The organism is Microlunatus capsulatus (assembly GCF_017876495.1).
Classification (GTDB): Bacteria; Actinomycetota; Actinomycetes; order Propionibacteriales; family Propionibacteriaceae; genus Microlunatus; species Microlunatus capsulatus.
Map to the genome: position 1 here is coordinate 2,062,425 of NZ_JAGIOB010000001.1, position 25,134 is coordinate 2,087,558.

Consider the following 25,134-nt stretch of genomic DNA (forward strand, 5'->3'; position numbering starts at 1 on the left):
CGGGGTCAGACCCGGGCGGAGAGGAAGCTCAGGACGCTGCTGAAGAAGGGGGTGCCGTCGGTCCCCGGGCCGGTCAGCGGGTCGACGTTGTGCTCGGGGTGCGGCATCAGGCCGACGACGTTGCCGCGCTCGTTGGCGATCCCGGCGATGTCGCGGAACGAGCCGTTGGGGTTGCCGCCGAGGTAGCGGGCGACGACGCGGCCCTCGCCCTCCAGCCGGTCCAGGGTGTCCTCGTCGGCGACGAACCCGCCCTCGCCGTTCTTCAGGACGATGGTGATCTCCTGGCCGGCGGTGTAGTCCCCCGTCCAGGCGGTGGCGGTCGACTCGACGCGCAGCCGCTGGTCGACGCACACGAAGGTGCGGACGTCGTTGCGGATCAGCGCGCCGGGCAGCAGGTGGGCCTCGCAGAGGATCTGGAAGCCGTTGCAGATGCCGAGCACGGGCATCCCGGCGTCGGCGGCGGTGATGACCGAGCCCATCACCGGGCTGAAGCGGGAGATGGCACCGCAGCGCAGGTAGTCGCCGTAGGAGAAGCCGCCGGGCAGGATGACCGCGTCCACGCCCTGCAGGTCGTCGCTGGCGTGCCAGAGCGGCACCGGCTCGGCGCCGGCGAGGCGCACGGCGCGCAGCGCGTCGTGGTCGTCCAGGGAGCCCGGGAAGGTGACGACGCCGACCTTGGGCGCCATCAGGCGCCGGCCTCGGCGGGGGCCTCGACCCGGACGTCGAACGTCTCGATGACGGTGTTGGCCAGCAGCGTCTCGGCGGCGCGGCGGATGTCGGCCAGCGTCTCCTCGGTCAGCTCCCCCTCGACCTCGAGCTCGAACCGCTTGCCCTGGCGCACCGACAGGCCCGAGAACCCGAGCCGGGTGAGGGCGCCGGTCACCGCCTTGCCCTGCGGGTCCAGGATCTCCGGCTTCGGCATCACGTCGACCACCACTCGCGCCATGCGGGCGATCCTAGCCGGGGTGCCCGGGGCCGGACGAACCCGACGAGGCGCTGGACGGGGCCTCCACCGCCTCCTCCGGCTCGGGGTCCTCGACCGGCCGGGCCGCCTCGACGGCGGCGCTGAGCCGGCGGTAGGGCCGGCTGGCCAAGGCGAGCCCGGTGGCGACCAGACCCACCACGCCGGCGACGGCGAAGACCAGCGCGATGCCGCGGTCGGCCCCCGTGCCGAACCAGCTGCCGACGGCGTCGGCGGCCACCCCGTCGGTCATCGAGGGGATGACGACGAACTGGGTCAGGGGGCCGACGAGGAAGGCGGTGAGCGGCGAGGCCGCCTGCTCGACGCTCTGGGCGAAGCCGAAGACGCGGCCCTGCCGCTCGTAGGGCACGACCCGCTGCAGCACCGTCTGCTCCGCCGCCTCGGCGAACGGGACGATGAGCATGTAGGCGTACATCCCGACGGCCAGCACCACGAGCGACTCGCGCAGCGGGAACAGCACGGTCGTGCTCCACAGCACGAGGTTCACCACCAGCAGCGTCTTCACGGGGTTGGGGCCCAGCCCCACCTTGGCCACGAGGAGCCCGCCGATGATGACGCCGGTGCTCAGCGCGCCCCAGAGCAGGCCCCAGGCCTGCACCGCCATCAGGGACAGCCCGTAGGCGTCGAGCAGGGCCATGAAGACCCCGCCCAGCAGGTTGTTGAAGCAGGTGAAGCCGATCAGGGCGAGCAGTCCCGGGACGCCGCGGACCAGCCGGACGGTGCCGCGCAGGTCGACGCGCCGGTCCAGCACCCCGCCCTGCGGCTCCGCGACCGGCTCGGCGTCGTCCCCGGCCGACGGCGAGGCGGGCTCCAGCGGGCCCGGCCGGTCCCCCGGGATGACCACCCGGGACAGGTGCGTCAGCGCCGCGACCAGCACCACCAGGGCCAGCAGCAGCGCGTAGAGCATGCCGCCGGCCGCGACCAGCAGCCCGCTGATCACCGACGTGACCAGGAAGGACACCCCCGCCGTGGTGCCCACCAGGCCGTTGGCGCGGTCCCGGACGTCCGCGGGGACCAGCAGGGTGACCAGGGTGGAGAGGGCGATCATCCGGACGTTGCCGGCGATGACCCCGAGCATCAGCAGCAGCACGAACACCCACAGCCAGACGCTGTCGGTGCGCCGGAAGGCCTCGGGCGGGCTCAGCAGGTAGACGGCCAGACTCGCCCCGTAGAGCACGAACGAGACCACGGCCGAGGCCTGCAGCACCGTCTTCTTGGGGTGGTGGTCGACCAGGCTGCCGAGCCAGATCCCGGTGAGCGTGGTGAAGACCAGGAAGATGCCGCCGATCATCCCCGTGGCGAACACCGACCGCGTCTCCAGGAACACCCAGAAGGTGACGGCGAACCAGAGCGTGAAGTTGGTGACCGAGACCACCAGCGTGTTGAGCAGGACGTGCAGGAAGACCCGTTGCGGACCTGTGCGCAGGTCCAGGTGCGGTGCGTCGGCCATGGTTCCAGCTCCCTCGATGTCGAGAACCTAGACCGGGGGACTGACAGAAATCCATCGCGTTGCAACGCCCCGGACCGCGCGCCGCCGGAGTGAGGAGGAGCCGGTGGACACGCTTTTCGTCCACCGGCGACGACGAAGCCGGCGGACCCGAGCGCGGTCCGCGTCCGAGCGGAGCGAGGACAGACAGCAGGCGTCAGGCCGGCGGCAGCGCCTGCCCGGTCAGCCGCTCGTAGGCCTGCAGGTACTTGGCCCGGGTCGCGGCGACGACGGCGTCGGGCAGCGGCGGCGGCGCGTCGGGGCCGTGCCGGTCCCAGCCGGACTCGTGCAGCAGCCAGTCCCGGACGTACTGCTTGTCGAACGACGGCAGCGCGCCGCCGGGCTGCCAACCGGCGGCGTCCCAGAACCGCGAGGAGTCGGGGGTGAGCACCTCGTCGGCCAGCACGACGGTGCCGTCGGCGCGCAGGCCGAACTCCAGCTTGGTGTCGGCCAGCAGCAGGCCGCGCTCGCGGGCGACGCCCTCGGCCCGGGCGTAGACGGCGAGGGTCAGGTCGCGCAGCCGCTCGGCCAGCGGCAGGCCGACGGTCCGCGCGACGGTGTCGAAGTCGACGTTCTCGTCGTGGTCGCCGAGCGCCGCCTTCGTCGCCGGGGTGAAGACCGGCTCGGGCAGCCGGGAGCCGTCGACCAGCCCGTCGGGCAGCGGCACGCCGCAGACGGTGCGCGACTCCTGGTACTCCAGCCAGCCGGAGCCGGTGAGGTAGCCGCGGGCCACGCACTCCACGGGCACCATCTCCAGGCGCTCGCACACGACGGCGCGGCCGCGGACCGCCTCGGGCACGTCGGTGGAGAGCACGTGGTTCGGCACGAGGTCGGTGAGCTGGCCGAACCACCACTGCGAGAGCTGGGTCAGCACCCGGCCCTTGTCGGGGATCGCGCTGTCGAGCACGAAGTCGAACGCGCTGATCCGGTCGGTCGCCACCATCAGCAGCCGGTCCTCGTCGAGGGCGTAGAGCTCGCGCACCTTGCCGGCGTGCACCAGCGGGACGTCCAGCTGGGACTCGTACACGGGATCCACGGGTTCCTCCTCGGGCGGTCGGCGCGCCCATCCTGTCAGCCTGGGGCCCGCCGCCCCGTCGTCGTCCGCGGCTCAGGGTCTGTCCGCTGCTGCCCCTGAGCCAACCCCGGACCCTCTCGGAGAACCCTGGTCCGGCCCCTCGGCGTGGGCCACAGTGGAGGTCATGAACCGCCTCGAGAGGACCATGCGCATGAACTCACTCGTCCGCCCCCGTCGTGACCGGATGATCGCCGGCGTCTGCTCGGGCATCGCCCGCCGCTTCGGCGTCAGCGCGAACCTGGTCCGGGTGATCTTCCTGGTCAGCCTGCTGATCCCCGGCCCGCAGTTCCTCATCTACCTCGCCGCCTGGATCCTGATGCCCCAGGAGGCCTGAGCCTTCTGGCCTCGCTCCGCTCGGCTGCGGACCGCGCTCTGATCCGCCGGCCCCGTCGTCGCCGGTGGACGAAGAGCGTGTCCACCGCCTCCTCCTCACCCCGGCGGCGCGCGGTCCGTGTGCCCCTCACGCCGGCCCCCAGGTCTCAGACCTGGGGGCCGGTGGCGCGTTCCCGCCCTGAGTAGAGGGTTCTCACCACGTCCTCGATGGCTGGCTCCTCCAGCGTCAGGTCCCGCACCTCGGCCTGCGCGCTGACCCCGGCCAGCACCTGCGCCGCCGTGATCGTGCCGGGGCTGAAGGCCAGCCGCTGCCGGACGCCGTCCAGCTCGCTCCCCCGGTGCTCGGTGCCGGGCACCCGCAGCGGGGGGTGCGGGCCGGTGAGGTCGACGACCAGCACCCGCTGCAGGGCCACCGCGGCCCCCAGGTCGGGCAGCGTCCCGTCGTAGACCACGCGCCCGCGGTCCACCACCAGCACCCGCTCGCACAGCCGCTCGATGTCGCCCATGTCGTGGGTGGTCAGCAGCAGCGTCATCCCGGAACGGGCGCGCTCGGCGACGAGGAACTGCCGCAGCCGCTCCTTGCTGATCATGTCCAGGCCGATCGTCGGCTCGTCCAGCACCAGCAGCCGGGGCCGGTGCAGCAGGGCCGCCGCCACCTCGCCCCGCATCCGCTCCCCCAGCGACAGCTGCCGGACGGGGGTGTCGAGCAGGCTCTCCAGGCCCAGCTCGTCGACGAGGTCCCGGGTGCGGGCGGCGGCGTCGTCGGCGGGCCGGCGGTGGATGGCGGCGAGGATCCGGAACGAGTCGCGCAGCGGCAGGTCCCACCACAGCTGGGTGCGCTGGCCGAAGACGACCCCGATCTCGGCGGCCAGCCGGCGTCGCTGCGGGACCGGCTCCAGCCCGCAGGTCCGCACCGTGCCGGCCGTCGGCACGAGGATGCCGGTGACCATCTTGATGGTGGTGGACTTGCCGGCGCCGTTGGCGCCGATGTAGCCGACGGCCTCCCCCGGCTCGACGCGCAGGCTGATGTCGGCGACCGCCTCCACGGTCCGGCTGCGGCGGCGCAGCCGACCGGCCTTCTCGCGCACCACGAAGGTGCGGCGCAGGTGCTCCAGCTCCAGGACGGGTCCCGCCATCTCAGCCTCCGGCTCCGGTGAAGTGGCGCACGCCCGAGCGCCAAGCGAGGGCGGCCAGCAGCCAGGTCCAGGCCGCGACCAGGGGCGCCCACCAGCCCAGCCAGGCGGGCAGCAGGGCCGGGCCGGGCAGCCCGAGCAGCAGCAGGGCCGGGGCGTAGCCGGTCAGCGTGGCCGGGACGACGAAGGTGAAGACCGAACGCAGCACCGGCGGCAGCACGCTGCCGGGCACCTGCCCCGCGTAGCCGCCGCCGTAGACGAAGCTCGAGGTGAACTCGGCGCCGTCGACGAGCCAGAACTGCACCCCGCCCGCCACGGCGAACATGGCGCCGTAGATCGCGCAGCCGACCAGCGGGGTGACCAGCAGCAGGTAGACCCGGGCGGGCGTCCAGTCGACGTCGACCAGCGGCAGCACCACCGCGAGCAGCACGACGCTGACCAGTGCCCGGCCGAGCCGGCGGAGCTGGAAGTCGGAGGTGACCAGCTGGCCCATCACCGACACCGGCCGGACCAGCAGCGCCTCCAGCTGGCCGAGGCGGAGCAGCGTCGGGATGCTGTCCAGCTGGCCGAACACGAGGTCGGCCAGCGCGAAGCCCAGGTTGGCCAGGGCGAAGACCAGGGCGGCCTGGGCCAGGTCGAGGCCGCCGAAGACCGGCACGGCCGAGAGCAGCACGTAGATCTCGGAGAACTCGATCACCCCGATGCCGGCCGCGCTGAGGAAGGTGAGGGCGAAGCTGACCCGGTAGGACAGCTGGGCGCGGACCCGCGAGCCCAGCACCACCCGGTAGGTGTGCAGCACCGAGGGCCGGCGCGCCGTCGTCGGCTCAGCCACCCTGCACCACCAGCCGCCGGGTGGCGCGGGCCAGCACCAGCCGGCCGAGCAGGGCCACGACCACCAGCCAGACCAGCTGGACGCCCAGCACGGCCAGCGCGTCGCGGCCCAGCACCCGGCCGGAGAGGACGTCGATCGGGGACTGGAACATCGACGGGAAGGGGGTGGCGTGCGCGAGCGCGGCCAGCCAGCCCGGGAACAGGTGGACCGGCACGTAGAGCCCGCACAGCGGGGCGATGACGACGAAGTACAGCCCGGCGATCCCGCGGAAGTCGAGCACCCAGAACGCCGCCAGGTTCAGCAGGAAGCGCAGGGCGAAGCTCAGCGACACGGCGACGAGGACGCTCAGCACCCCCAGCGGGTAAGCCGTCCACGAGGTCGGCAGGGCGACGCCGACGGTCAGCGCCCCGACCAGCAGCGGCGGCAGCCCACGGGCCGGCAGCACGAACGCGGCGCGGCCGAGGTCGCGGGCCCACCAGGACAGCTGGAGGTCGACGGGCCGGGCGAGGTCGACGGCGATGTCCCCGGTCCGCACCCGGTCGGCGATCTCGGACCAGCCCATCAGCGCGAGCGGCGCGAGCAGCGCCTGGCCCAGCCAGACGTAGGTGGACGCGCCCTCAGCGGTGTAGCCGGCCAGGCTGCCGCCCGCCGTCGTCACGGCCGAGACGAGGATCCCCACCCGGAGGAAGCCGAAGACGGAGTTGGTGAACACCCCGGCCAGCACGGCCAGCCGGTAGGTGCTGTAGCGGCGGAGCTCTCCCGCTGCCAGCTCCCGCCACGTGCGCACCGGCCCGACCCTAGGAACGCACCGGCGCCCCGGTCAACGATCCGGGCGCGCCGTCGACCGGGGACGGCGTGTCGCCCCCCGTGCGGCCCCGACGGGGACCGGCGTCAGAGCACCAGGCCCGGGCTGTAGGCCGCGGCCTCGGGGTGCGCGGCGGCGATCGCGTCGACGCGGGCGACCAGCGTCGCCACCTGGAGGCCGGCGGTCCCGGTGAGCTCCATCGGGTCGGCGAGGGCGGCGTCGAGCGCCTCCCGGCTGATCCCGCCCAGCCGCTCGTCGGCGGCCAGCCGGTCCAGCAGGTCGTTCGGGGCGCCGCGCTCGCGCATGGCCAGAGCCACGGCGACGGCGTGCTCCTTGATCACCTCGTGCGCGGTCTCGCGGCCGACGCCGCTGCGGACGGCGGCCATCAGCACCTTCGTCGTCGCGAGGAACGGCAGGTAGCGCTGCAGCTCGGCGTCGATGACGGCCGGGAAGGCGCCGAAGTCGTCGAGCACCGAGAGGAAGGTCTCGAAGAGCCCGTCGAGGGCGAAGAAGGCGTCGGGCAGCGCGACCCGGCGGACGACGGAGTCGCTGACGTCGCCCTCGTTCCACTGGTCGCCGGCCAGCTCGCCGATCATCCCGACGTAGCCGCGCAGCACGACCGAGAGCCCGTTGACCCGCTCGCAGGAGCGGGTGTTCATCTTGTGCGGCATGGCGCTGGAGCCCACCTGGCCGGGGCGGAAGCCCTCGGTGACCAGCTCGGCGCCGGCCATCAGCCGGATCGACGTCGCGACGTTGGACGGGGCCGCGGCCACCTGGGCCAGCGCCGTCACCACGTCGTAGTCGAGGGAGCGCGGGTAGACCTGGCCGGTGCTGACCAGCACCCGGCCGAACCCGAGGTGGGCGGCCACCCGGTCCTCGAGCTCGGCCAGCTTGGACTGGTCGCCGCCCAGCAGGTCGAGCATGTCCTGGCCGGTGCCCACCGGGCCCTTGATGCCGCGCAGCGGGTAGCGCGCGATCAGCTCCTCCAGCCGGGTGAAGGCCACGAGCAGCTCGTCGGTGGCCGTCGCGAACCGCTTGCCCAGCGTCGTCACCTGCGCGGCGACGTTGTGCGAGCGGCCGGCGATCGGGCGGTCCGCGTAGCGCTCGGCCAGCCCGGCCAGCCGGACCAGCGCGGCGACGAGCCGGTCGCGGACGAGCTTCATCGCGCTGAGGACCTGCAGCTGCTCGACGTTCTCGGTGAGGTCGCGCGAGGTCATCCCCTTGTGCACCTGCTCGGCGCCGGCGAGGGCGTTGAACTCCTCGATCCGGGCCTTGACGTCGTGCCGGGTGACCTTCTCCCGCTCGGCGATCGAGGCGAGGTCGACGTCGGTGAGCACCCGCTCGTAGGCGGCGACCACGGCGTCGAGGTCGCCCGCGTCGCCGAGGTCGACGCCGAGGTCGCGCTGCGCGGCCAGGACGGCCAGCCAGAGCCGGCGCTCGGCGACGATCTTGTCGGGAGCGGACCAGATGGCGCGCATCTGCTCGGAGGCGTAGCGGCTGGCGAGCACGTTGGGGACGACCATGGTCAGACCTGCTTCTCCGCCGCGGCGGCGGCGATGTCGGTGCGGTGGAAGGAGCCCTCGAGCTCCACGGTGGCGAGGCGGGCGTAGGCGCGCTCCCGGGCCCGGGCCAGGTCGGCGCCGGTGCCGACCACGGCCAGCACGCGGCCGCCGCTGCTGACGACCCGGCCCCGGGCGTCGGCGGCGGTGCCGGCCTGGACGACGGAGGCGCCCTCGACGGCCACGTCCAGCCCGCCGACCGGGTCCCCGGTGCGCGGGGTGCCGGGGTAGCCGGCGGCGGCCACGACGACGGCGACGGCCGATCCCGCGTCCCAGACGAGCTCGGGCTCGGCGTCCAGGGTGCCGGTGGCGGCGGCGTGCAGCAGCCGGGCCAGCGGGGTGCGCAGCAGCGCCAGCAGCGGCTGGGTCTCCGGGTCGCCGAAGCGGGCGTTGAACTCGATGACCCGGACGCCGTGCCGGGTCAGCGCGAGGCCGGCGTAGAGCAGGCCGGCGAAGGGCGTGCCGCGCCGGGACAGCTCGTCGACCGTCGGCTGCAGGACGGTCCGGGTGACCTCGGCGACGAGGTCGGGCGGGGCCCACGGCAGCGGCGTGTAGGCCCCCATGCCGCCGGTGTTGGGGCCGGTGTCCCCGTCCCCGACGCGCTTGAAGTCCTGCGCCGGCTGCAGGGCGCGGACGGTGCGGCCGTCGGTGACGGCGAAGAGGCTGACCTCGGGGCCGTCGAGGTACTCCTCGACGACGACGCGGCCGCAGCCGGCCGCGTGGGCCAGCGCCTCGTCGCGGTCGGAGGTGACGACGACGCCCTTGCCGGCGGCCAGGCCGTCGTCCTTGACGACGTAGGGCGGGCCGAAGGCGTCGAGGGCGGCGGCCACCTCGTCGGCGGTGGCGCAGACGTGGGCGCGCGCGGTGGGCACGCCGGCGGCGGCCATCACCTCCTTGGCGAAGGCCTTGCTGCCCTCCAGCCGGGCGGCCGCGGCCGAGGGGCCGAAGCAGGCGACGCCGGCGGCGCGGACGGCGTCGGCGACCCCGGCCACCAGGGGGGCCTCGGGGCCGATGACGACGAGGTCGACGCCCAGCCGGGTGGCGAGCGCGGCGACCGCGTCGCCGTCGAGGGCGTCGACGGGGTGGTTGGTGGCCGCCTCGGCGGTGCCCGGGTTGCCGGGGGCGGCGTGCACCGCGCGCACCTGCGGGTCGCGGGCCAGCGCGAGGACGAGGGCGTGCTCGCGGCCGCCCGACCCGATCACCAGGACACTGCTCGGCTCCGCCACGGGCCGGAAGCCTACCGGGGCCGCGGCAGGACCCCCGGCGCGCGACCGGGGCAGCCGACGGAGGCCCGCTCCCGCAGCGGGCAGCTGAACACCATCCGGCGGATCTCGGGCGACGCCCCGCCCAGCCGCTCGAGGAGCAGCCCGACGGCCTGCTCGGCCATCGCCCCGTCGGGCCGGTGCACCGTGGTCATCGGCGGGTCGAGCCTGCTCGTCAGCCGCTCGCCGTCCTCCAGGCTGACCAGGGAGAGGTCCTGCGGCACCCGCAGGCCCAGCTCGGCCGCGACCAGCGCGGCCCCGACGGCCAGCCGCTCGTGGGTGCAGACCAGCGCCGTCGGCGGCTCCGGTCCCGACAGCACGGCCCGGGCCGCGCGGGCTCCGTCGTCGATGTTGCGCCCGGCCACGACGGGCTGCGGGGGCTCGACGCCGGCGGCGGTGGCGGCCTGCTGCACACCGGCGACCCGGAGCCGGCTCTGCAGCGAGCCGGGGTCGCCCACGAGCAGACCGATCCGGCGGTGGCCGTGCCGCAGCAGCACCTCGGCGGCGCGCTGGCCCGCCTGCACCTCGTCCGGCGTCACGCTGCTGACGGCGCCGTCGGGGTCCAGGCAGTTGAGCAGCACCGTCGGGGTGCTGTGCAGCACCTCGGGCGGGCGGTAGTGGGCCAGCGCCGGGGAGACGACGAGGAAGCCGTCGACCTGCCGGTCCCGCAGCGTGTCGAGCTGGCGACGCTCGACCTCGGCGTCGTCGTCGGTGTCCATCACCAGCAGCAGGTAGCTGTGCTCGCCCGCCTTGCGCAGCGCCCGGTGCAGCATCGTCTGGGAGAAGCCGACGACACCCGGCCAGGTGAGCACGCCGAGGGTCCGGGTGCGTCGGCTGCGCAGGCTGAGGGCCACCGCGTTCGGCGTGTAGTCCAGCTGCGCGGCCGCCGCCCGGACGGCCTTCTGCTTCTCCTCGCTGATGTTGCCGGCGCCGCGGCCGTTGAGGACCAGGGAGACGGCGCTCCGCGAGACGCCCGCCAGGTCGGCGACGTCCTGTGCCGTTGCCCTGCGCGCCATGTCTCCTCCCGGACCCCGAGCTGCTGCCCCGGCACCCCCGCGCCGACCCCTGTCAGAGCAGGTCGTGGACCAGGATGGACTGCTCGCGCGAGGGACCGACGCCGATGCCGGAGATCCGGGCGCCGCACAGCTCCTCGAGACGGTTCACGTAGGCCTGCGTGTTCTTCGGCAGGTCGTCGAACGAGCGGCAGCCGCTGATGTCCTCGTCCCAGCCGTCGAGCTCCTCGTACACGGGGACGGCGTGGTGGAAGTCCGACTGCGACATCGGCATGGTGTCGTGCCGCACCCCGCCGACCTCGTAGCCCACGCACACCGGGATCCGCTCCCAGCCGGTGAGGATGTCCAGCTTGGTGAGGAAGATGTCGGTGAAGGCGTTCGCCCGCGCCGCCGCCTCGACGACGACGGCGTCGAACCAACCGCAGCGCCGGGGCCGGCCGGTCGTGGTGCCGAACTCCGCGCCGTCCTGGCGCAGCTTCTCGCCGTCGGCGTCGAGCAGCTCGGTCGGCATCGGGCCCTCGCCGACGCGGGTGGTGTAGGCCTTGGCGATGCCGATCACCCGGTTGATCCGGGTGGGCCCCACGCCGGAGCCGACGCAGGCGCCGGCCGCGACCGGGTTGGAGGACGTGACGTAGGGGTAGGTCCCGTGGTCGACGTCGAGGTGGTGCGCCTGCGCGCCCTCGAAGAGCACGACCTCGTCGCGGTCCAGCGCGTCGTTCAGCACCCGGGAGGTGTCGACGACGTGCGGGGTGATCCGCGCGGCGTGGGAGAGCAGGTGGTCCGCGACCTGGTCGGGGTCGAGCGCGCGGCGGTTGTAGACCTTCACGAGCAGGTGGTTCTTCTGCTCGAGGGCCGCCTCCACCTTCTGCCGCAGGATCGACTCGTCCAGCAGGTCCTGCACGCGGATGCCGATCCGGTTGACCTTGTCGGAGTAGGCCGGGCCGACGCCGCGGCCGGTGGTGCCGATCTTGTTCTTGCCCAGGAAGCGCTCGGTCACCTTGTCGATCACCTGGTGGTAGCTGGTGATGAGGTGCGCGTTGGCCGACACGAGGAGGTTCTCGGCGTCGACGCCGCGAGCCGCGAGGCCGTCCATCTCCTCGAACAGCACGTCGAGGTCGACGACGACGCCGTTGCCGATGACCGGCACGCACTCCGGGTTGAGGATGCCCGAGGGGAGCAGGTGGAGGGCGTAGCGCTCCCCGTTCACCACCAGGGTGTGGCCGGCGTTGTTGCCCCCGGAGTACCGGACGCAGTAGTCCACCCGGTCACCCAGCTGGTCCGTCGCCTTGCCCTTGCCCTCGTCGCCCCACTGGGCTCCCACCACAACGATGCCCGGCATGTGATCGCCGCCCTTCCGCTCGTCCCGTTCCGGGGACGAAAAGAGTGAAGCCCCCGGGCGATCGCCACGGGGACTCTTGCGACCAAACCCTACCGAAGTCCGGCCCCGCTGTCGCCCCGGCGTCGCCGGGGCGCTCCGCGGCTCAGCGCCGCAGGCCCGCGGAGGCCGCCTCGAGGTGGGTGAAGCCCGTCTCGGAGGAGTCGCGGAGGAACTGCGCGCAGCGCTCGTGCTCGGCGGTCTCGCCGATCCGCTCGGCGGCCAGGGCGAGCGCCCACAGCGCCCGCAGGAAGCCCTGGTTCGGCTCGTGCTCCCACGGCACGGGGCCGGAGCCCTTCCAGCCGGAGCGGCGCAGCGCGTCGAGCCCGCGGTGGTAGCCGGTGCGGGCGTAGGCGTAGGCGCCGAGGTCGGCCTCGAGCGTGCCGACGGTCAGCGCGGCCTCGGCCAGCAGGGCCCAGCACAGGGTGGAGTCGGGGTGCGCGGCGACGGTGGCGAGGAAGTGCTCGCGCCCGCGGTCGGCCAGGTCGGCCGTCGCGGGGTCCGGCGGCAGGAGGGTCGGGGCGGGGCCGGCGCCGGAGCTGGCGAGCAGGTTGCGGTGGGTCTCGGTCACCGGCCCGATCCTAGCCGGGGCGCGGACGCTCAGATCCAGCCGCGACGGCGGAAGCCGACGTAGAGCACCACGGCGGACACGACCATGATCACCAGCACCAGCCAGAAGCCGGCCACCGTGCCGTCCAGCGGGAACGCCACGTTCATGCCCGCGAAGCCGGTGACCAGCGTCGGCACCGCGATGATCGCCGCCCAGGCCGTGAGCTTCTTCATGATCGCGTTCATCCGCACGTCGGCCAGCGCCAGGCTGGTGTCGAACACCGAGGACAGCACCTCGCGCAGCGCGTCGGCGGCGGCGGCGACCCGGGTGTGCTGCTCGGCGATCATGCCCCAGCGGCGGACGGTGCGGGTGCTCTTGCCACCCTTGCCGCCCTTGGGCGCCGGCGGCGGGTTGTCCACCAGGTCGGTCATCACCGCGCGCATCGGCTCGGTCACGCGGCGCAGCTGGCTGAGCGCCGAGCGCAGCCGGAAGGCGTCGAGCTGCTCCGACCGGCTCAGCGGGCGCTCCTCGAACAGCACCTCCGACAGGCCGTCGGCCGCGTCCTCCAGCCACTGGACGGCGCTCTCGTAGGTGTTGACCACCGCGGTGATCAGGAGCTGCAGGCCCACCTCGACGCCGCCCTCGGCCAGCAGCTCGGCCTTCTGCAGCAGCAGCCGGGCGGGCTGGAAGCCGTCGACGTCGCCCACCAGGCAGATGAGCACCCGGTCGGTGGCGATGATCGAGATGGGGTGCACCGTCAGCGAGCACGAGGCGGGGTCGTGGGTGACGAGGTTGGTGACCACCAGGCGGGCCGTGCCCAGCGCCTCGAACTTGGCGCGGCGGTCGGTGGCGAGCAGGTCGCGGACGGCGAGGTCGTCGAGGTCGAGGGCCTGCGCGACGCCGCGCAGCTCGGCGGCGCCGTAGTCGGGGTCGCGCGGCAGCACCCACCAGGCCGACGCGTCGGTGTGCAGCTGCAGCACGTCGCTGAGGTCCTCGCCCGTCAGGTCCTCGGCGACGACGGAGCCCTTGGCCCAGACCCGGCTGAGGGGGACGGGGCCCGAGAGGGCGGCGGTGGCACTGCTCACCGTCCGAGCCTAGACCTGCGACGGCGCCGGACCAGGGTCCGGCGCCGTCGGCCGTGCGGGTCGTGCGCGCGTCCCGCGGGACGCGTCAGGTGCGGCTTAGGCCTTGCTGCTCAGCGAGGTGCCGGTGCTGCGCAGGTCCTCGCAGGCGGTGACGACGCGCTGCGCCATCCCGGCCTCGGCGGCCTTGCCCCAGGCGCGCGGGTCGTAGGCCTTCTTGTTGCCCACCTCGCCGTCGACCTTGAGGACGCCGTCGTAGTTGCTGAACATGTGCGCCGCGGCGGGCCGGGTGAAGGCGTACTGGGTGTCGGTGTCGATGTTCATCTTGATCACGCCGTAGTCCACCGCCGCCCGGATCTCCTCCAGGGTGGAGCCGGAGCCGCCGTGGAACACCAGGTCGAACGGGTTGGACTTGCCGATCTTGGCGCCGACCTGCTCCTGGATGTCCTTGAGGACCTCCGGGCGCAGCTTGACCGAGCCGGGCTTGTAGACCCCGTGCACGTTGCCGAAGGTCAGCGCGGTGATGTAGCGGCCGTGCTCGCCGGTGCCGAGGACCTCGATGGTCCGCATGCCGTCCTCGACGGTCGTGTACAGCTTGTCGTTGATCTCGTGGCTGACGCCGTCCTCCTCGCCGCCGACGACGCCCACCTCGATCTCGAGGATGATGCGGGCCTTGGCGGCCGCGGCCAGCAGCTCGTGGGCGATGGAGAGGTTCTCCTCCACCGGCACGGCCGAGCCGTCCCACATGTGGGACTGGAAGAGGGGGTTCTCGCCACGGTCGACGCGCTCCTGGGAGATGGCGATCAGCGGGCGGACGTAGCCGTCCAGCTTGTCCTTGGGGCAGTGGTCGGTGTGCAGGGCGATGTTGACCGGGTAGTTCTTGGCGACCTCGTGCGCGTACGCGGCGAGGGCGACGGCTCCGGTGACCTGGTTCTTGATGGTGGGGCCGGACGCGTACTCGGCGCCACCGGTCGAGACCTGGATGATGCCGTCGGAACCGGCCTCCGCGAAGCCCTGCAGGCAGGCGTTCAGGGTCTGCGACGAGCTGACGTTGATGGCCGGGTAGGCGAAGGAGCCCTTCTTGGCCGCGTCGATCATCTCGGCGTAGACCTCGGGAGTGGCGATGGGCATGCAGGTGGGTCCTCTCATACGGTGCGGGCCGGCGCGAGCGCGCGGCACGTCGGAGCGGCGCCCGCTCACGGGCACCGGCCTCAGTCTGTCAGGGGTGCCGGGGGCAGGGAAGTCGAGGTGCTCCCCGCGGGACGACCCCGGGTCCGGGCCGGCGGGGGGCGCCGGCGCGGGTCCGGGCGGGGGCCCGGCTCAGACGTCGAGGGCACCGAGGTCGACGCCGTGCCGGCCCCCGGAGTAGGCGCGGGCCGTGCTGTCGAGGGTCGCGGGGTGCACGTCGAACTGGTCGAGCGGGACCCCGACGGGCGGCCCGGAGGCGCGCCGGACCTCGAAGGCGGTGCCGCGGCGGCGGCGGACCATGGCCAGGCCGGTCACGTCGGCCCACGGGGTGAACGTCCGCGCCACCTGGATGCCGGGCCGCCCGACCCGGACGGCGGTGCCGCGGGGCACCCGCGCGACGGCCCGCCGGGCGCGCAGCCAGGCCACCAGGTAGCCGAGCAGCCAGGCGAGGGAGATGCCGAGGATGACGCCGTAGACGGTGAGCGTCGCCCGGCTCTGCCGCTCCTCGCCGCCGAAGACGTAGAGCAGCGTGAGGATCGTGGCGGTGATGAGGAGGCTGATGACGCGCCCCCACATCCCCCGCTTGCGGCGCCGCGCGCGCTCGCGCAGCTGGCCGTCGTCGAAGGGCACGAGGAGCTCGTCGATCCGGTCGCCCGCCGGCAGCACGCGCGAGGGCTGGGGAGCGCTGTGGGGGTCGTGCTGGGTGGTGGTCACGTCAGTTCTCCCGGGCCCCGCGCGGGGTGATGGCCATGTGGATGCGGTACCGGTCGGCCCGGTACCAGGACGTCGAGAGCTCGATCACCCGGTCGCCGGCGTAGGTGACGCGCTCCTGCACGAGCAGCGGGGCGCGCTTGGCGATGCCGAGGACCCGCGCCTGCGACGCGTCGGCGGACTCGGCGCGGACAGTCTGCTCCCCGCTGGTCACCACGACGCCGTACTCGCTGGCGAAGACGTCGTAGAGCGAGCCGAGCTCCCGCTGCAGCAGCCCGGGGAACAGGGCGGAGGGGTAGTGGCCGACCTCGTAGGCCATCGGCGTGCCGTCGGCGGTGCGCAGCCGCTCCACCCGGACGACGGGCCGGCCGGGCCGGATCCGCAGGGCGTAGGCCACCTCGTCGTCGGCGGCCTCCTCGCTGGCCGACAGCACGACGGTGGCGGGCAGCAGGCCGCGGTCGCGCATCTCGCGGGAGAACGACGTCAGGTGCAGCCGGGAGTCCACCTGCGGGCCGGTCACGTAGGTGCCCTTGCCGTGCACGCGCTCCAGCGCCCCGGTGTCCACGAGGTCGGCGATCGCCTGCCGGACGGTGACCCGGCTGACCCCGAGCCGGACGACCAGCGCCCGCTCGGAGGGGATCGCGTCACCCGGGTTCAGCTCGGTGTCGATCAGCTGCTCGAGGATGCCCCGGACCTGGGCGCGCTTGGTGGTGGTGGCGACGAGGGGACGTTCGAGCCGGTAGGGCCCGACCTCGCCACGACCGAACTCGTGCTGCAATGCTGCTCCTCGACGCGGGTGGACCTGCGCCGATAGTAGACCAGTCCCATACCAGCAGCAGGAGTGACGGAGTGCCGATCGAGCCCGCGACCGAGGCGACGGACGGCGCCCCCTCCCCCGCCGGCGGTGCCGGCAGCCAGATGGCCCGGGAGATCGCCGAGCAGCCCGAGGCGCTGGCCCGGACGCTGGCCGAGCTGCTGCCGCTGCGCCCCGAGATCGCCGCCCTGGCCCGGACCAAGCGCCGGCTGCTGCTGGTGGCGCGCGGCTCCAGCGACAACGCCGCCATCTACGCCCGCTACCTCGCCGAGGTGCACGCCGGCGTCGCGAGCGCGCTCGCCGCCCCGTCGGTGGCCACCCTCTACGCCGCCGAGCTGGACCTGTCCGACACCCTGGCCGTCTGCGTCAGCCAGTCGGGCTCCACCCAGGAGATCGTCGAGACCCTGGAGTGGGCCAAGCGCTGCGGCGCCGCGACGCTGGCCGTCACCAACGTGGCCGGCTCACCGCTGGCGGCCGGGGCCGACATCGCGCTGATCACCCAGGCCGGGCCCGAGCTCGCCGTCCCGGCGACCAAGACCTACACGACGCAGGTGGCCGCCCTGGCCGTGGCCGTCGACGCCCTGGCGCCCCGGAAGGGGACGCTGGACGCGGCCTTCGACGCCGTCCCGGCCCAGGCCGCGCGACTGCTGGACCCCGGACCGGCGCTCGACGCCATGGTCGAGGTCCTCGCCGGCACCCAGGAGGTGCTGGCCAGCGGCCGAGGCCTGGCCTTCGGCACCACCCTGGAGGTGGCGCTCAAGCTGGAGGAGACCTGCCTGCGGCCGGTCCGCGGGCTCTCCTACGCCGACCTCAAGCACGGCCCCATCGCCGTCGTCGACCAGCACCTGGTCACGGTCCTCGTCGCCGGGCCCAGCGGCCCGACGCTGCCCGGCCTGGTCGACCTGGCCGCGACGGTCCGGGCCACCGGCAGCCCCGTCCTCGGTCTCGGCGGCGACGAGCGCTTCCGCGCCGCCTGCGACCTGGCCGTGGCCGGGCCCGACCTGCCCGAGCTGCTCGCGCCGCTGGCCCTGCCGATCCCGGCCCAGCTGCTCACCGAGCGGCTGGCCCGGCGGCTGGGCCTGGATCCCGACGCCCCCCGCGGGCTGCGCAAGGTCACCCAGACCGACTGAGGCCGAGGCCGGCGACCGCGCAGGCACCCGGACCGCGCGCCGCCGGAGCGAGGAGGAGCCCGTGAACACGCTCCTCGTCCACGGGTGACGACGAAGCCGGCGGGTTAGAGCGCGGTCCGCGCCCGCGCGGAGCGAGGGCAGGACTCAGCAGCTCTCAGGCGGCGGCGGCCCGCCGGGCCAGCACCCGGCGCCGGAGCGCCGCCCGGTCCTCGGTGACGCCGAGCCGGTGCAGCACGCGCAGCGCGGTCCCCTCCTCGGTGGCCAGCAGGCCGAGGAAGACGTGCTCGGTGCCCAGGCTGCGGTGGCCCTCGGCCAGCGCCTCGCGCAGCGACAGCTCGAGCGCGCTCTTCGCCTCGCGGTTGAAGGGCAGGTGCCCGGCGCCGCTGCGGCGGCCGAACAGGCCGGGCCGTTGGCGGCGGCGGCGGTCCAGCGCGCCGGGGCCGAACGTCTCCTCGGCCCGGCGGCGGACCGCGTCGAGGTCGACGCCCAGGGCGCCGAGGGCCGCGGCGTCGTCGGCGTCGAAGACCTCCTCCGTGGCGGCCACGCCCTCTCCCGCGACGACGCCGAGGTCGGCGAGGACGCGGGCGGGGATGCCGTCGACGTCGTCGAGCACGCCGGCCAGCAGGTCGGCGGCCCCGATCTCGGCGTGGCCGGCCTGGCGGGCGTGGGACTGGGCGCCGACGACGGCGGCCCGGGCGGCGGTGGTGAAGCGTTCGAACACGGGGTCCTCCTCAGGTGTGCGGGGCGTGCTTCTTGTGGACGGCCTGCTTGGACACCCCGAGCGCCGCGGCGATGTCGGCCCAGGACCAGCCCTGCTGCCGCGCGCTGGCGACCTGGAGGTCCTCGAGCTGCTCCACGAGGCGGCGGAGGGCGGCGACGGCGCGGAGGCCGACGGCCGGGTCGGGACTGGTGGTGCCGTCGAGGGTGTCGGGTGCGGAGGCCATGGCGTCACCTTAGGTTGACGACTGCTCGACGTCAACCTTTGTTGACTGGCACCTCAGACCAGTCGCCTCCGCTCAGGCGGCGTCCGCCCAGCGCAGCGCCCAGGCGTACATGGCGATGGCCGCGGCGGCGCCGGCGTTCATCGAGCGGGTGGAGCCGTGCTGGGTGATCGCCACCAGCGACGAGCAGGCCGCCACCATCTCGTCGGTCAGCCCCGGGCCCTCGGAGCCGAAGACCAGGCAGGTCCGCTCGGGCAGCGCCGTGCGCTCCAGCGGCACGGAGCCGGGGAGGTTGTCGACCCCGACGGCGGTGTAGTCGTGCGCCGCGAGCCAGCCGGCCAGGTCGGCGACGTCGGGGTGGTGCTGGACGTGCAGGTAGCGGTCGGTGACCATCGCGCCGCGGCGGTTCCAGCGCCGGCGGCCGACGACGTGCACGCCGGCGACGTTGAAGGCGTTGGCCGTGCGGACGACCGAGCCGATGTTGAAGTCGTGCTCCCAGTTCTGGATCGCGACCCGCAGCGGGTGCCGCCGGGTGTCCAGGTCGGCGACGACGGCCTCCAGCCGCCAGTACCGGTACTGGTCGACGACGTTGCGGTGGTCGCCCTGCGCCAGCAGCTCCGGGTCCAGCCGCGGGTCGTCGGGCCAGGGCTCGGGGTGGGGTCCCACGCCGGGCCCGGCCGCCGCGACGACCTCGTCCTCGCTCAGGTAACTCACAGCGTGCGACGGTACCCTTCCGCCGGTGAACCCCCTGGTCGACGCCGTGCTCCTGACGCCGATGCTGCTCCCGTCGTGGTTCGACCCGGACGTCATCATCCGCACCCTGGGCCCGTGGGCGCTCTGGGGCGTGGCGTTCATCATCTTCGCCGAGTGCGGGCTGTTCGCGATCCTGCCCGGGGACTCGCTGCTCTTCACCGTCGGCGTGCTCACCGCGGCCGGGGTCATCGACCACTCGATGGTCTTCGTCTGCGCCGTGCTCACGGTCGCCGCCGTGCTGGGCAACGTCGTCGGGTACGGCCTGGGCCGGCTGGTCGGCCCGCCGCTGTTCCGCGAGCGGACCGGGCTGATGGGCCAGATCTTCAAGCCCTCCTACGTGGAGAAGACCCGCGTCTTCCTCGACCGCTACGGCAGCCGCGCGCTGATCCTGGCCCGGTTCGTGCCCATCGTGCGCACCTTCGTCACCCTGGTGGCCGGGGTGAGCCGGATGAGCTTCCGGCACTTCATCGCCTACACCGCGATCGGCGGCGTGCTCTGGGCCGTCGGCGTCACCGTGCTCGGCTTCTACCTCGGCAACATCGGCTTCATCAAGAACAACATCGACGCCGTGCTGATCCTCATCGTCGGGGTCTCGCTGATCCCGATGGCCATCGAGTTCCTGCTGGCCCGGCGCCGGCACCGCACCGCCGGCACCCCCGTCGGCGAGTGATCTCTCGGTCCCTCCTGCTCGCGCCCGCGCCGGCCCTCCAGACCCTGTCTTCCTCACTCGATCGCCGACGAAGAACGTGTCGGCTCTCTCGCTCGTCCAGACAGGGCCCGGGCCGGCGCTACCCGACGCTCGCAGGGATGGCTCAGGCCGTGAGGCTCCGCAGCTCGTCGAGGTCCTCGTCCGAGGGCTCCCAGAGCCCGGCCTCGACGTTGGCCCGGACCTGCTCGACCGACGTCGCCCCGGCGATGACCGAGCCGACGGTCGGCATCGCGGCCAGGCCGCCCATCGCCACGTCCAGCATGCTGACGCCGCGCTGGTCGGCGAACTGGCCGAGGGACTCGATGAGGTCGAAGTCGGCGGCGGCGAGCCGGTCCGGCAGGCCGGCGAGCCGGGTCCCGGCGGGGGCGTCCTGCCCGCGGCGGTACTTGCCCGTGAGCAGCCCCGACGCCAGCGGGAAGTAGGGCAGCAGGCTCTGGCCGGTGTGCTGCAGGGCCGGCACCAGCTCGGCCTCGATCCCCCGGCTCAGCCAGGAGTACTCGTTCTGGGCGGACACGAAGCCCTCGAGGTTGCCGGTGTGGGCGGTCCAGTCGGCGTCGACGACCTGCCAGCCGGCGAAGTTCGAGGAGCCGATGTAGCGCACCTTGCCCTCGGCGACCAGCTCGCTGAGCGCGGCGAGGGTCTCCTCGACCGGCGTCCGCGGGTCGGGCGCGTGCATCTGGTAGAGGTCGATCCAGTCGGTGCCCAGGCGCCGCAGGCTGTTCTCGACGGCCAGCCGGATGTAGCGCCGCGAGCCGCGCACGCCCCAGTCAGGGCCGTTGGTGCCGCCCATGTCCATGCCGAACTTGGTGGCCAGCACCACCTGGTCGCGACGGCCCTGCAGGGCCTGGCCGAGCAGCGTCTCGGAGCCGCCCCGGTTGCCGTAGACGTCGGCGGTGTCGAACAGCGTGATCCCGGCGTCGATCGCCGCGTGCACGACGGCCGCCACGTCCTCGTCGGCCATCCGGGCGCCGAAGTTGTTGCAGCCAATCCCGACGGTGGAGACGGTGAGGCCGGAGTGGCCGAGCTGGCGGTAGGTCATCTCTGCGGGCATGGAGCGGTGTTCCCCTTCGCGTGGTCGGAGGGCCGTCCTCGGCCCCCCGGCCACGCTACCCACCGGGGCTACGGCTGCTGCGGGCCGCCCGTCTGCGGCGGGGTGTAGCCACCGGTCTGCGGCGGGGTGTAGCCGCCCTGCTGGGGCTGCTGGTACGAGGGCGGCTGGCTGTACTGCTGCTCGGGCTCGGGCCGGACGTCGTCGTGCTGGTCGAAGGAGACCGGGGGCGCCGACTGCTGCGGCGGCAGCTGGGCGCGGTCCTGGCCGGCGGCACCCGGGCCCTGCTCGTCGCCGCGGTAGGCGATCTCGCCGAAGCTGACGCCGGGGGCCTGGCGCACCGACGGGTCGTTGACCTCGAAGTAGGTGGCCTTCTCGAAGTGGAACATCCCGGCGATGACGTTCGAGGGCACCGACTCGACCTTGGTGTTGTAGACGCGCACGTTCGCGTTGTAGAACCGGCGCCCGGCTGCGATCCGGTCCTCGGTCTCGGCCAGCTGGCGCTGCAGCTCGAGGAAGTTCTGGTTGCTCTTGAGGTCGGGGTAGGCCTCGACGCTGACGATGAGGTTGCGCACGGCGCCGGAGAGCGCCTGCTCGACGTCGGATCGCTGCTGGCTGGGCAGGGCGCCGTCGGCCTGCGCGACCGACTGGGCCTGGCTGCGCAGCCGGGTGACGTCCTCGAGGGTGTTGCGCTCGTGGGCGGCGAAGGCGCGCACCGTCTCGACGAGGTTGGGGATCAGCTCGTAGCGGCGGTTCAGCTCGACGTCGATCTGGCGCCAGGACTCCTGGATGAGGTTCCGCGACCTCACGAAGCCGTTGTAGGACCCCATGGCGATCAGGGCGATGATGACGACGATCACCACGATGACGATGACGACGGTGAGGGCGGTGCCCATCAGGTCTCCTCAGGGAGTCGGCAGCGGGCACGACGGCCCGCCGCCGGAGCGGCCGGAGCCCTCACAGTAGTGCCTCGGGGGTCCCGGCCGGGGGCACCGGGACGGGTGCCGGAGCGGGGTCGCCGGCTCAGGCCAGGCCGAGGTCGGCGGCCGAGAGCGCGAACCGGTAGGGCAGCCCGGCCGCCTCGATCGCCTCGCGGGCGCCGGTGTCGCGGTCGACGACGACGGCGACGCCGACGACCTCCGCGCCCGCCTCCCGGAGCGCCTCGACGGCGGTGAGCACGGAGCCGCCGGTGGTGCTGGTGTCCTCCACGGCGAGGACGCGGCGGCCCTCCACCGGGGACCCCTCGATCCGGCGCTGCAGCCCGTGGGCCTTGCCCTGCTTGCGGACGACGAAGGCGTCCAGCACGCCGCCGGTCGCCGCCGTCGCGTGCAGCATGGCGACCGCGACCGGGTCCGCGCCCAGGGTGAGGCCGCCGACGGCGTCGAACTCCCAGTCGGCGACGAGGTCCAGCATCACGCGACCGATCAGCGGCGCGGTCGCGCCGTCCAGGGTGACCCGGCGCATGTCGACGTAGTAGTCGGCCGTCCGGCCCGAGGCCAGGGTGACCTCGCCGTGCACGACGGCCAGCTCCCGGACCTGCGCGACCAGGCGGGCGCGGTCGTCGGCGGCGGGGCTGGGTGCGGGGTTCTCGGGCATGACCGGGGAGCCTAGCCGAGCGGGGAGGACCGGGTCCCCGGGCGGACCGACCCCCTACTTGTTGCGGGTGCTCTGCAGGTGCCCGAAGCCGACGGAGCGGTCGGGCGAGCGGAACAGGTCCTGGCAGGTGGTGAGGGTGATGAGCGCCCGGGTGGGCTCGCGGTCGGGCTCGCCGGGGACGGGGTCCAGCACCCAGGTCGCGGTGTCGTCGACGGTGAGGGCGCGCGGCGCCTCGTCGAGCACGTAGGTGTAGACCGCCGTCCGGGTCTCGACGACGACCTCGTCGCCCGGGTCGAGCTCCAGCAGCCGGCTGAACGGCTCGCCGTGGGTCACCCGGTGGCCGGCCAGCGCGAAGTTGCCGACCTCGCCCGGCGCGGCGGTGCCGGTGTAGTGGCCGACGCCCTCGGAGAGGATGTCGAGGTCGGTGCCCTCGAGGACCGGGATCTCGTAGTCCGCGCCGAAGGCGGGGATCCGCAGCAGCGCGGTCGCGTCGCCGGGCAGCGGGTCCGGCTCGGGGCTGGCCGAGGGGCCGGCCGGGGCGGGGGTGTCGGACCAGCGCTGCCGCAGGTCCTGGCGGCCCGCGTCGAACGCCCGCTCGGAGACGACGTTGGTCCCGACGTACTGGTAGCCCACCCAGGCCAGGCAGCTGAGCCCGCCCAGCAGCAGGACCAGGCCGACGACGGTGAGGGCCGAGGGCCGCCGCCGACGGGACCGCGCCCGCCGCGCGGGCGTGCCGGGACCGGTGCTCGCGCCGGGGGAGTCGCTCACCGGGCCATCCTCCCACTGTCGCGGCCCGGTCGTCGGCCTCCGGCTCAGGACGCGGCGGCCGCCGGCGCGTACAGCTCCAGGGCGATGCCGTCGGGGTCGCGGAACTCGAGGATGTGGCCCGCGCCGATGTCCTTGACGCCCTCGTGGGCGACGCCGGCGGCGTCGAGGGTGTCGACGGCCGCCACCAGGTCCGCGCGCGAGCCGACGGCGAAGGCCAGGTGGTCCAGCCCCGTCCGGTCCTCGCTGAAGCCGTCGTCGCTCACCGGGCGCAGGCCCAGCAGGGAGTCCCCGAGGGCGTAGATCACGCCGCCGTAGAGGAAGCCGAGCCGCTCGCGGGTGGCCTCGTCGGCGTCGGCCGGGAGCTCGAAGGCCACCGGCAGGCCGAACACCTCGTCGTAGAAGGCGCGCGAGCGGGCGATGTCGGTGACGGTCAGGCGGACGTGGGCGTAGGCCCGGGTCGGGATCGGCATGCCCCGAGCATGCCCGGCCCCGGCAAGCGGCTCAGCGATACGGGTCGGGCGTCAGCGTGTACTTGGTCGAGAGGTACTCGTGGATGCCTTCCAGCCCGCCCTCGCGGCCGATGCCGGACTGCTTGACCCCGCCGAACGGCGCGCCCGCGTTGGAGATCACCCCGACGTTGAGCCCCATCATCCCGGTCTCCAGCCGGTCGACGAGCCGCTGGCCGCGGTCGGCGTCGCGGGTGAAGGCGTAGCTGACCAGGCCGTACTCGGTGTCGTTGGCCAGCGCGACGGCCTCGTCCTCGTCGCCGAAGGTCGAGATCGACAGCACGGGGCCGAAGATCTCCTGGCGCAAGATCTCGCTGCCGGGCCGGACCCCGGTGACCACGGTGCCGGCGTAGAAGGTGCCCTCGCGCTCGACCCGCGCACCGCCGGTCAGCACCTCGGCGCCGCGCCCGACGGCGTCGCCGACCAGGTCCTCGGCCTTGCGGACGGCGCGGTCGTCGATCAGCGGGCCGATCCGGACGCCCTCCTCGGTCCCCCGGCCGACGGGGAAGCCGCGGACCTCCGCGGTGACGCGGGCGGCGAACTCCTCGGCGACCCGCTCGTGCACCAGGAAGCGGTTGGCCGCGGTGCAGGCCTGGCCGACGTTGCGGAACTTGGCCAGCATCGCGCCGGCGACGGCGGCGTCGAGGTCGGCGTCCTCGAAGACCAGGAACGGCGCGTTGCCGCCCAGCTCCATCGACGTCCGCAGCACGCCGTCGGCCGCCTGCTTGAGCAGCTGCTTGCCCACCGGGGTCGAGCCGGTGAAGCTGAGCTTGCGCAGCCGCGGGTCGGCGATCACCGGACCGGAGACGTCGCCCGCGGTCGAGGTGGTCACGACGTTGAGGACGCCGTCGGGCAGGCCGGCCTCGCGCAGCAGCTCGGCCACGTACAGCGTCGTCAGCGGAGTCAGCTCGGCCGGCTTGACCACCGCGGTGCAGCCGGCGGTCAGCGCCGGCGCGATCTTGCGGGTGGCCATGGCCAGCGGGAAGTTCCAGGGCGTGATCAGGTAGCAGGGGCCCACCGGGTGCTGGCTGACGGTCATCCGCCCGGTGCCCTCGGGGTTCGTGCCGTAGCGGCCGGCGACCCGCACGGCCTCCTCGGAGAACCAGCGTAGGAACTCCCCGCCGTAGGTCACCTCGGCCTGGGACTCAGCCAGCGGCTTGCCCATCTCCAGGGTCATCAGCAGGGCGACGTCGTCGCGGCGCTGCTGCAGCAGGTCGAAGGCCCGGCGCAGCACCTCCCCGCGCACCCGAGGCGCGGTCCGGGCCCAGGCCGGTCCCGCCTCGACGGCCGCGTCCAGCGCGGCGGCCCCGTCCTCGACACCGCCGTCGGCGACGGTGCGGATCACCGCGCCGGTCGCCGGGTCGTGCACGTCGAAGGTCCTGCCCGAGGCGGCGGGGCGCCAGCCACCGCCCACCAGCAGCCCGTCCGGCACCGCGTCGAGCACCGCCTGCTCCGAGGCCTGTGACACCGTCTGCTCCCCTCG

The 25,134-nt window shown here is 74.0% G+C and carries 28 protein-coding genes; 3 read left to right on the top strand and 25 right to left on the bottom strand.

The features are described 5' to 3' along the window. Nucleotides 1-5: 5 nt before the first annotated feature. The 4 genes from purQ to JOF54_RS09495 all read right to left on the bottom strand — a co-directional run bounded on the left by purQ (nucleotide 6) and on the right by JOF54_RS09495 (nucleotide 3,504). The gene (gene purQ, locus JOF54_RS09480; protein WP_210055074.1) at nucleotides 6-686 is read right to left on the bottom strand and encodes a phosphoribosylformylglycinamidine synthase subunit PurQ; all 681 of its coding nucleotides are present in this window, start codon (nucleotides 684-686) and stop codon (nucleotides 6-8) included. Further along, on the bottom strand, nucleotides 686-946 hold the full coding sequence (purS, locus tag JOF54_RS09485) for a phosphoribosylformylglycinamidine synthase subunit PurS (protein ID WP_210055077.1): 261 nt from the start codon (nucleotides 944-946) through the stop codon (nucleotides 686-688). Before purS ends, purQ begins: the two co-directional genes overlap by 1 nt. Nucleotides 947-956: 10 nt before the next feature. After that, nucleotides 957-2,432 (bottom strand): MFS transporter, encoded by a 1,476-nt coding sequence (locus JOF54_RS09490; RefSeq protein WP_210055078.1) that lies wholly within the window; start codon nucleotides 2,430-2,432, stop codon nucleotides 957-959. Nucleotides 2,433-2,625: 193 nt separating this feature from the next. After that, nucleotides 2,626-3,504 (bottom strand): phosphoribosylaminoimidazolesuccinocarboxamide synthase, encoded by an 879-nt coding sequence (locus JOF54_RS09495; protein WP_307804001.1) that lies wholly within the window; start codon nucleotides 3,502-3,504, stop codon nucleotides 2,626-2,628. 190 nt (nucleotides 3,505-3,694) lie between these two features. On the opposite strand from JOF54_RS09495, the gene JOF54_RS09500 reads away from it, so the two are divergent. Then, nucleotides 3,695-3,877, top strand: coding sequence for a PspC domain-containing protein (locus JOF54_RS09500; protein WP_210055080.1), 183 nt, complete (start codon nucleotides 3,695-3,697; stop codon nucleotides 3,875-3,877). A gap of 145 nt (nucleotides 3,878-4,022) precedes the next feature. Here the strand turns inward: JOF54_RS09500 and JOF54_RS09505 are convergent, their stop codons facing one another. The 12 genes from JOF54_RS09505 to JOF54_RS09560 all read right to left on the bottom strand — a co-directional run bounded on the left by JOF54_RS09505 (nucleotide 4,023) and on the right by JOF54_RS09560 (nucleotide 16,164). Beyond that, a complete protein-coding gene (locus tag JOF54_RS09505; RefSeq protein ID WP_210055082.1) occupies nucleotides 4,023-5,012 on the bottom strand; it encodes an ABC transporter ATP-binding protein in 990 nt (329 codons plus the stop codon). Nucleotide 5,013: 1 nt separating this feature from the next. Continuing rightward, nucleotides 5,014-5,841, bottom strand: a complete 828-nt coding sequence (locus JOF54_RS09510; protein WP_210055084.1) for an ABC transporter permease — start codon at nucleotides 5,839-5,841, stop codon at nucleotides 5,014-5,016. Next, nucleotides 5,834-6,628, bottom strand: coding sequence for an ABC transporter permease (locus tag JOF54_RS09515; RefSeq protein ID WP_210055086.1), 795 nt, complete (start codon nucleotides 6,626-6,628; stop codon nucleotides 5,834-5,836). The genes JOF54_RS09510 and JOF54_RS09515 overlap by 8 nt, the downstream gene beginning before the upstream one ends. A gap of 104 nt (nucleotides 6,629-6,732) precedes the next feature. Further along, nucleotides 6,733-8,169: an adenylosuccinate lyase gene (gene purB, locus JOF54_RS09520; protein WP_210055089.1), complete on the bottom strand. Its 1,437-nt coding sequence runs from the start codon at nucleotides 8,167-8,169 to the stop codon at nucleotides 6,733-6,735. 2 nt (nucleotides 8,170-8,171) lie between these two features. Next, nucleotides 8,172-9,431 carry a phosphoribosylamine--glycine ligase gene (purD, locus tag JOF54_RS09525; protein WP_210055091.1) on the bottom strand — a complete coding sequence of 420 codons (1,260 nt, stop codon included), beginning with the start codon at nucleotides 9,429-9,431 and terminating at the stop codon, nucleotides 8,172-8,174. 11 nt (nucleotides 9,432-9,442) lie between these two features. After that, nucleotides 9,443-10,483, bottom strand: coding sequence for a LacI family DNA-binding transcriptional regulator (locus tag JOF54_RS09530; RefSeq protein WP_210055093.1), 1,041 nt, complete (start codon nucleotides 10,481-10,483; stop codon nucleotides 9,443-9,445). Between the two features lie 52 nt (nucleotides 10,484-10,535). Next, a complete protein-coding gene (locus tag JOF54_RS09535) occupies nucleotides 10,536-11,819 on the bottom strand; it encodes an adenylosuccinate synthase (RefSeq protein WP_210055096.1) in 1,284 nt (427 codons plus the stop codon). A 142-nt stretch (nucleotides 11,820-11,961) separates the two neighbouring features. Continuing rightward, nucleotides 11,962-12,426 (bottom strand): DUF3151 domain-containing protein, encoded by a 465-nt coding sequence (locus tag JOF54_RS09540; RefSeq protein ID WP_307804002.1) that lies wholly within the window; start codon nucleotides 12,424-12,426, stop codon nucleotides 11,962-11,964. A gap of 29 nt (nucleotides 12,427-12,455) precedes the next feature. Next, complete coding sequence (locus tag JOF54_RS09545) at nucleotides 12,456-13,490, bottom strand: magnesium transporter CorA family protein (protein ID WP_210055098.1); 1,035 nt, start codon at nucleotides 13,488-13,490, stop codon at nucleotides 12,456-12,458. A gap of 96 nt (nucleotides 13,491-13,586) precedes the next feature. Further along, nucleotides 13,587-14,618, bottom strand: a complete 1,032-nt coding sequence (gene fbaA, locus JOF54_RS09550) for a class II fructose-bisphosphate aldolase (RefSeq protein WP_210055101.1) — start codon at nucleotides 14,616-14,618, stop codon at nucleotides 13,587-13,589. Nucleotides 14,619-14,807: 189 nt separating this feature from the next. Then, nucleotides 14,808-15,389, bottom strand: coding sequence for a hypothetical protein (locus JOF54_RS09555; RefSeq protein WP_210055103.1), 582 nt, complete (start codon nucleotides 15,387-15,389; stop codon nucleotides 14,808-14,810). A gap of 1 nt (nucleotide 15,390) precedes the next feature. Next, nucleotides 15,391-16,164 carry a GntR family transcriptional regulator gene (locus tag JOF54_RS09560; RefSeq protein ID WP_210055105.1) on the bottom strand — a complete coding sequence of 258 codons (774 nt, stop codon included), beginning with the start codon at nucleotides 16,162-16,164 and terminating at the stop codon, nucleotides 15,391-15,393. Nucleotides 16,165-16,235: 71 nt separating this feature from the next. On the opposite strand from JOF54_RS09560, the gene JOF54_RS09565 reads away from it, so the two are divergent. Beyond that, entirely contained in the window at nucleotides 16,236-17,330 is a 1,095-nt protein-coding gene (locus JOF54_RS09565; RefSeq protein ID WP_307804003.1) for an SIS domain-containing protein, read from the top strand. A gap of 154 nt (nucleotides 17,331-17,484) precedes the next feature. Here JOF54_RS09565 and JOF54_RS21890 read toward each other — a convergent pair whose 3' ends face one another. The 3 genes from JOF54_RS21890 to JOF54_RS09580 form a co-directional block, all read right to left on the bottom strand. Then, nucleotides 17,485-18,051, bottom strand: coding sequence for a Clp protease N-terminal domain-containing protein (locus JOF54_RS21890; protein WP_210055106.1), 567 nt, complete (start codon nucleotides 18,049-18,051; stop codon nucleotides 17,485-17,487). 10 nt (nucleotides 18,052-18,061) lie between these two features. After that, on the bottom strand, nucleotides 18,062-18,274 hold the full coding sequence (locus tag JOF54_RS09575) for a helix-turn-helix domain-containing protein (protein WP_210055108.1): 213 nt from the start codon (nucleotides 18,272-18,274) through the stop codon (nucleotides 18,062-18,064). 72 nt (nucleotides 18,275-18,346) lie between these two features. Continuing rightward, nucleotides 18,347-18,976, bottom strand: a complete 630-nt coding sequence (locus JOF54_RS09580; RefSeq protein ID WP_245359584.1) for a TrmH family RNA methyltransferase — start codon at nucleotides 18,974-18,976, stop codon at nucleotides 18,347-18,349. Nucleotides 18,977-19,046: 70 nt separating this feature from the next. Between JOF54_RS09580 and JOF54_RS09585 the strand changes: the two genes are divergently transcribed. Beyond that, the gene (locus JOF54_RS09585) at nucleotides 19,047-19,694 is read left to right on the top strand and encodes a DedA family protein (protein ID WP_210055112.1); all 648 of its coding nucleotides are present in this window, start codon (nucleotides 19,047-19,049) and stop codon (nucleotides 19,692-19,694) included. 142 nt (nucleotides 19,695-19,836) lie between these two features. Here JOF54_RS09585 and JOF54_RS09590 read toward each other — a convergent pair whose 3' ends face one another. The 6 genes from JOF54_RS09590 to JOF54_RS09615 form a co-directional block, all read right to left on the bottom strand. Further along, nucleotides 19,837-20,784 carry an aldo/keto reductase gene (locus JOF54_RS09590; protein WP_245358034.1) on the bottom strand — a complete coding sequence of 316 codons (948 nt, stop codon included), beginning with the start codon at nucleotides 20,782-20,784 and terminating at the stop codon, nucleotides 19,837-19,839. Nucleotides 20,785-20,852: 68 nt separating this feature from the next. Next, nucleotides 20,853-21,677 (bottom strand): LemA family protein, encoded by an 825-nt coding sequence (locus JOF54_RS09595; protein WP_210055114.1) that lies wholly within the window; start codon nucleotides 21,675-21,677, stop codon nucleotides 20,853-20,855. Between the two features lie 127 nt (nucleotides 21,678-21,804). Beyond that, entirely contained in the window at nucleotides 21,805-22,377 is a 573-nt protein-coding gene (gene pyrE / locus JOF54_RS09600; protein WP_210055116.1) for an orotate phosphoribosyltransferase, read from the bottom strand. Nucleotides 22,378-22,431: 54 nt separating this feature from the next. Further along, a complete protein-coding gene (locus tag JOF54_RS09605; RefSeq protein WP_210055118.1) occupies nucleotides 22,432-23,145 on the bottom strand; it encodes a class E sortase in 714 nt (237 codons plus the stop codon). Nucleotides 23,146-23,189: 44 nt separating this feature from the next. Then, the gene (locus tag JOF54_RS09610; protein ID WP_210055120.1) at nucleotides 23,190-23,615 is read right to left on the bottom strand and encodes a VOC family protein; all 426 of its coding nucleotides are present in this window, start codon (nucleotides 23,613-23,615) and stop codon (nucleotides 23,190-23,192) included. Between the two features lie 31 nt (nucleotides 23,616-23,646). Beyond that, nucleotides 23,647-25,119, bottom strand: a complete 1,473-nt coding sequence (locus JOF54_RS09615; RefSeq protein ID WP_210055122.1) for an NAD-dependent succinate-semialdehyde dehydrogenase — start codon at nucleotides 25,117-25,119, stop codon at nucleotides 23,647-23,649. Nucleotides 25,120-25,134 lie beyond the last annotated feature (15 nt).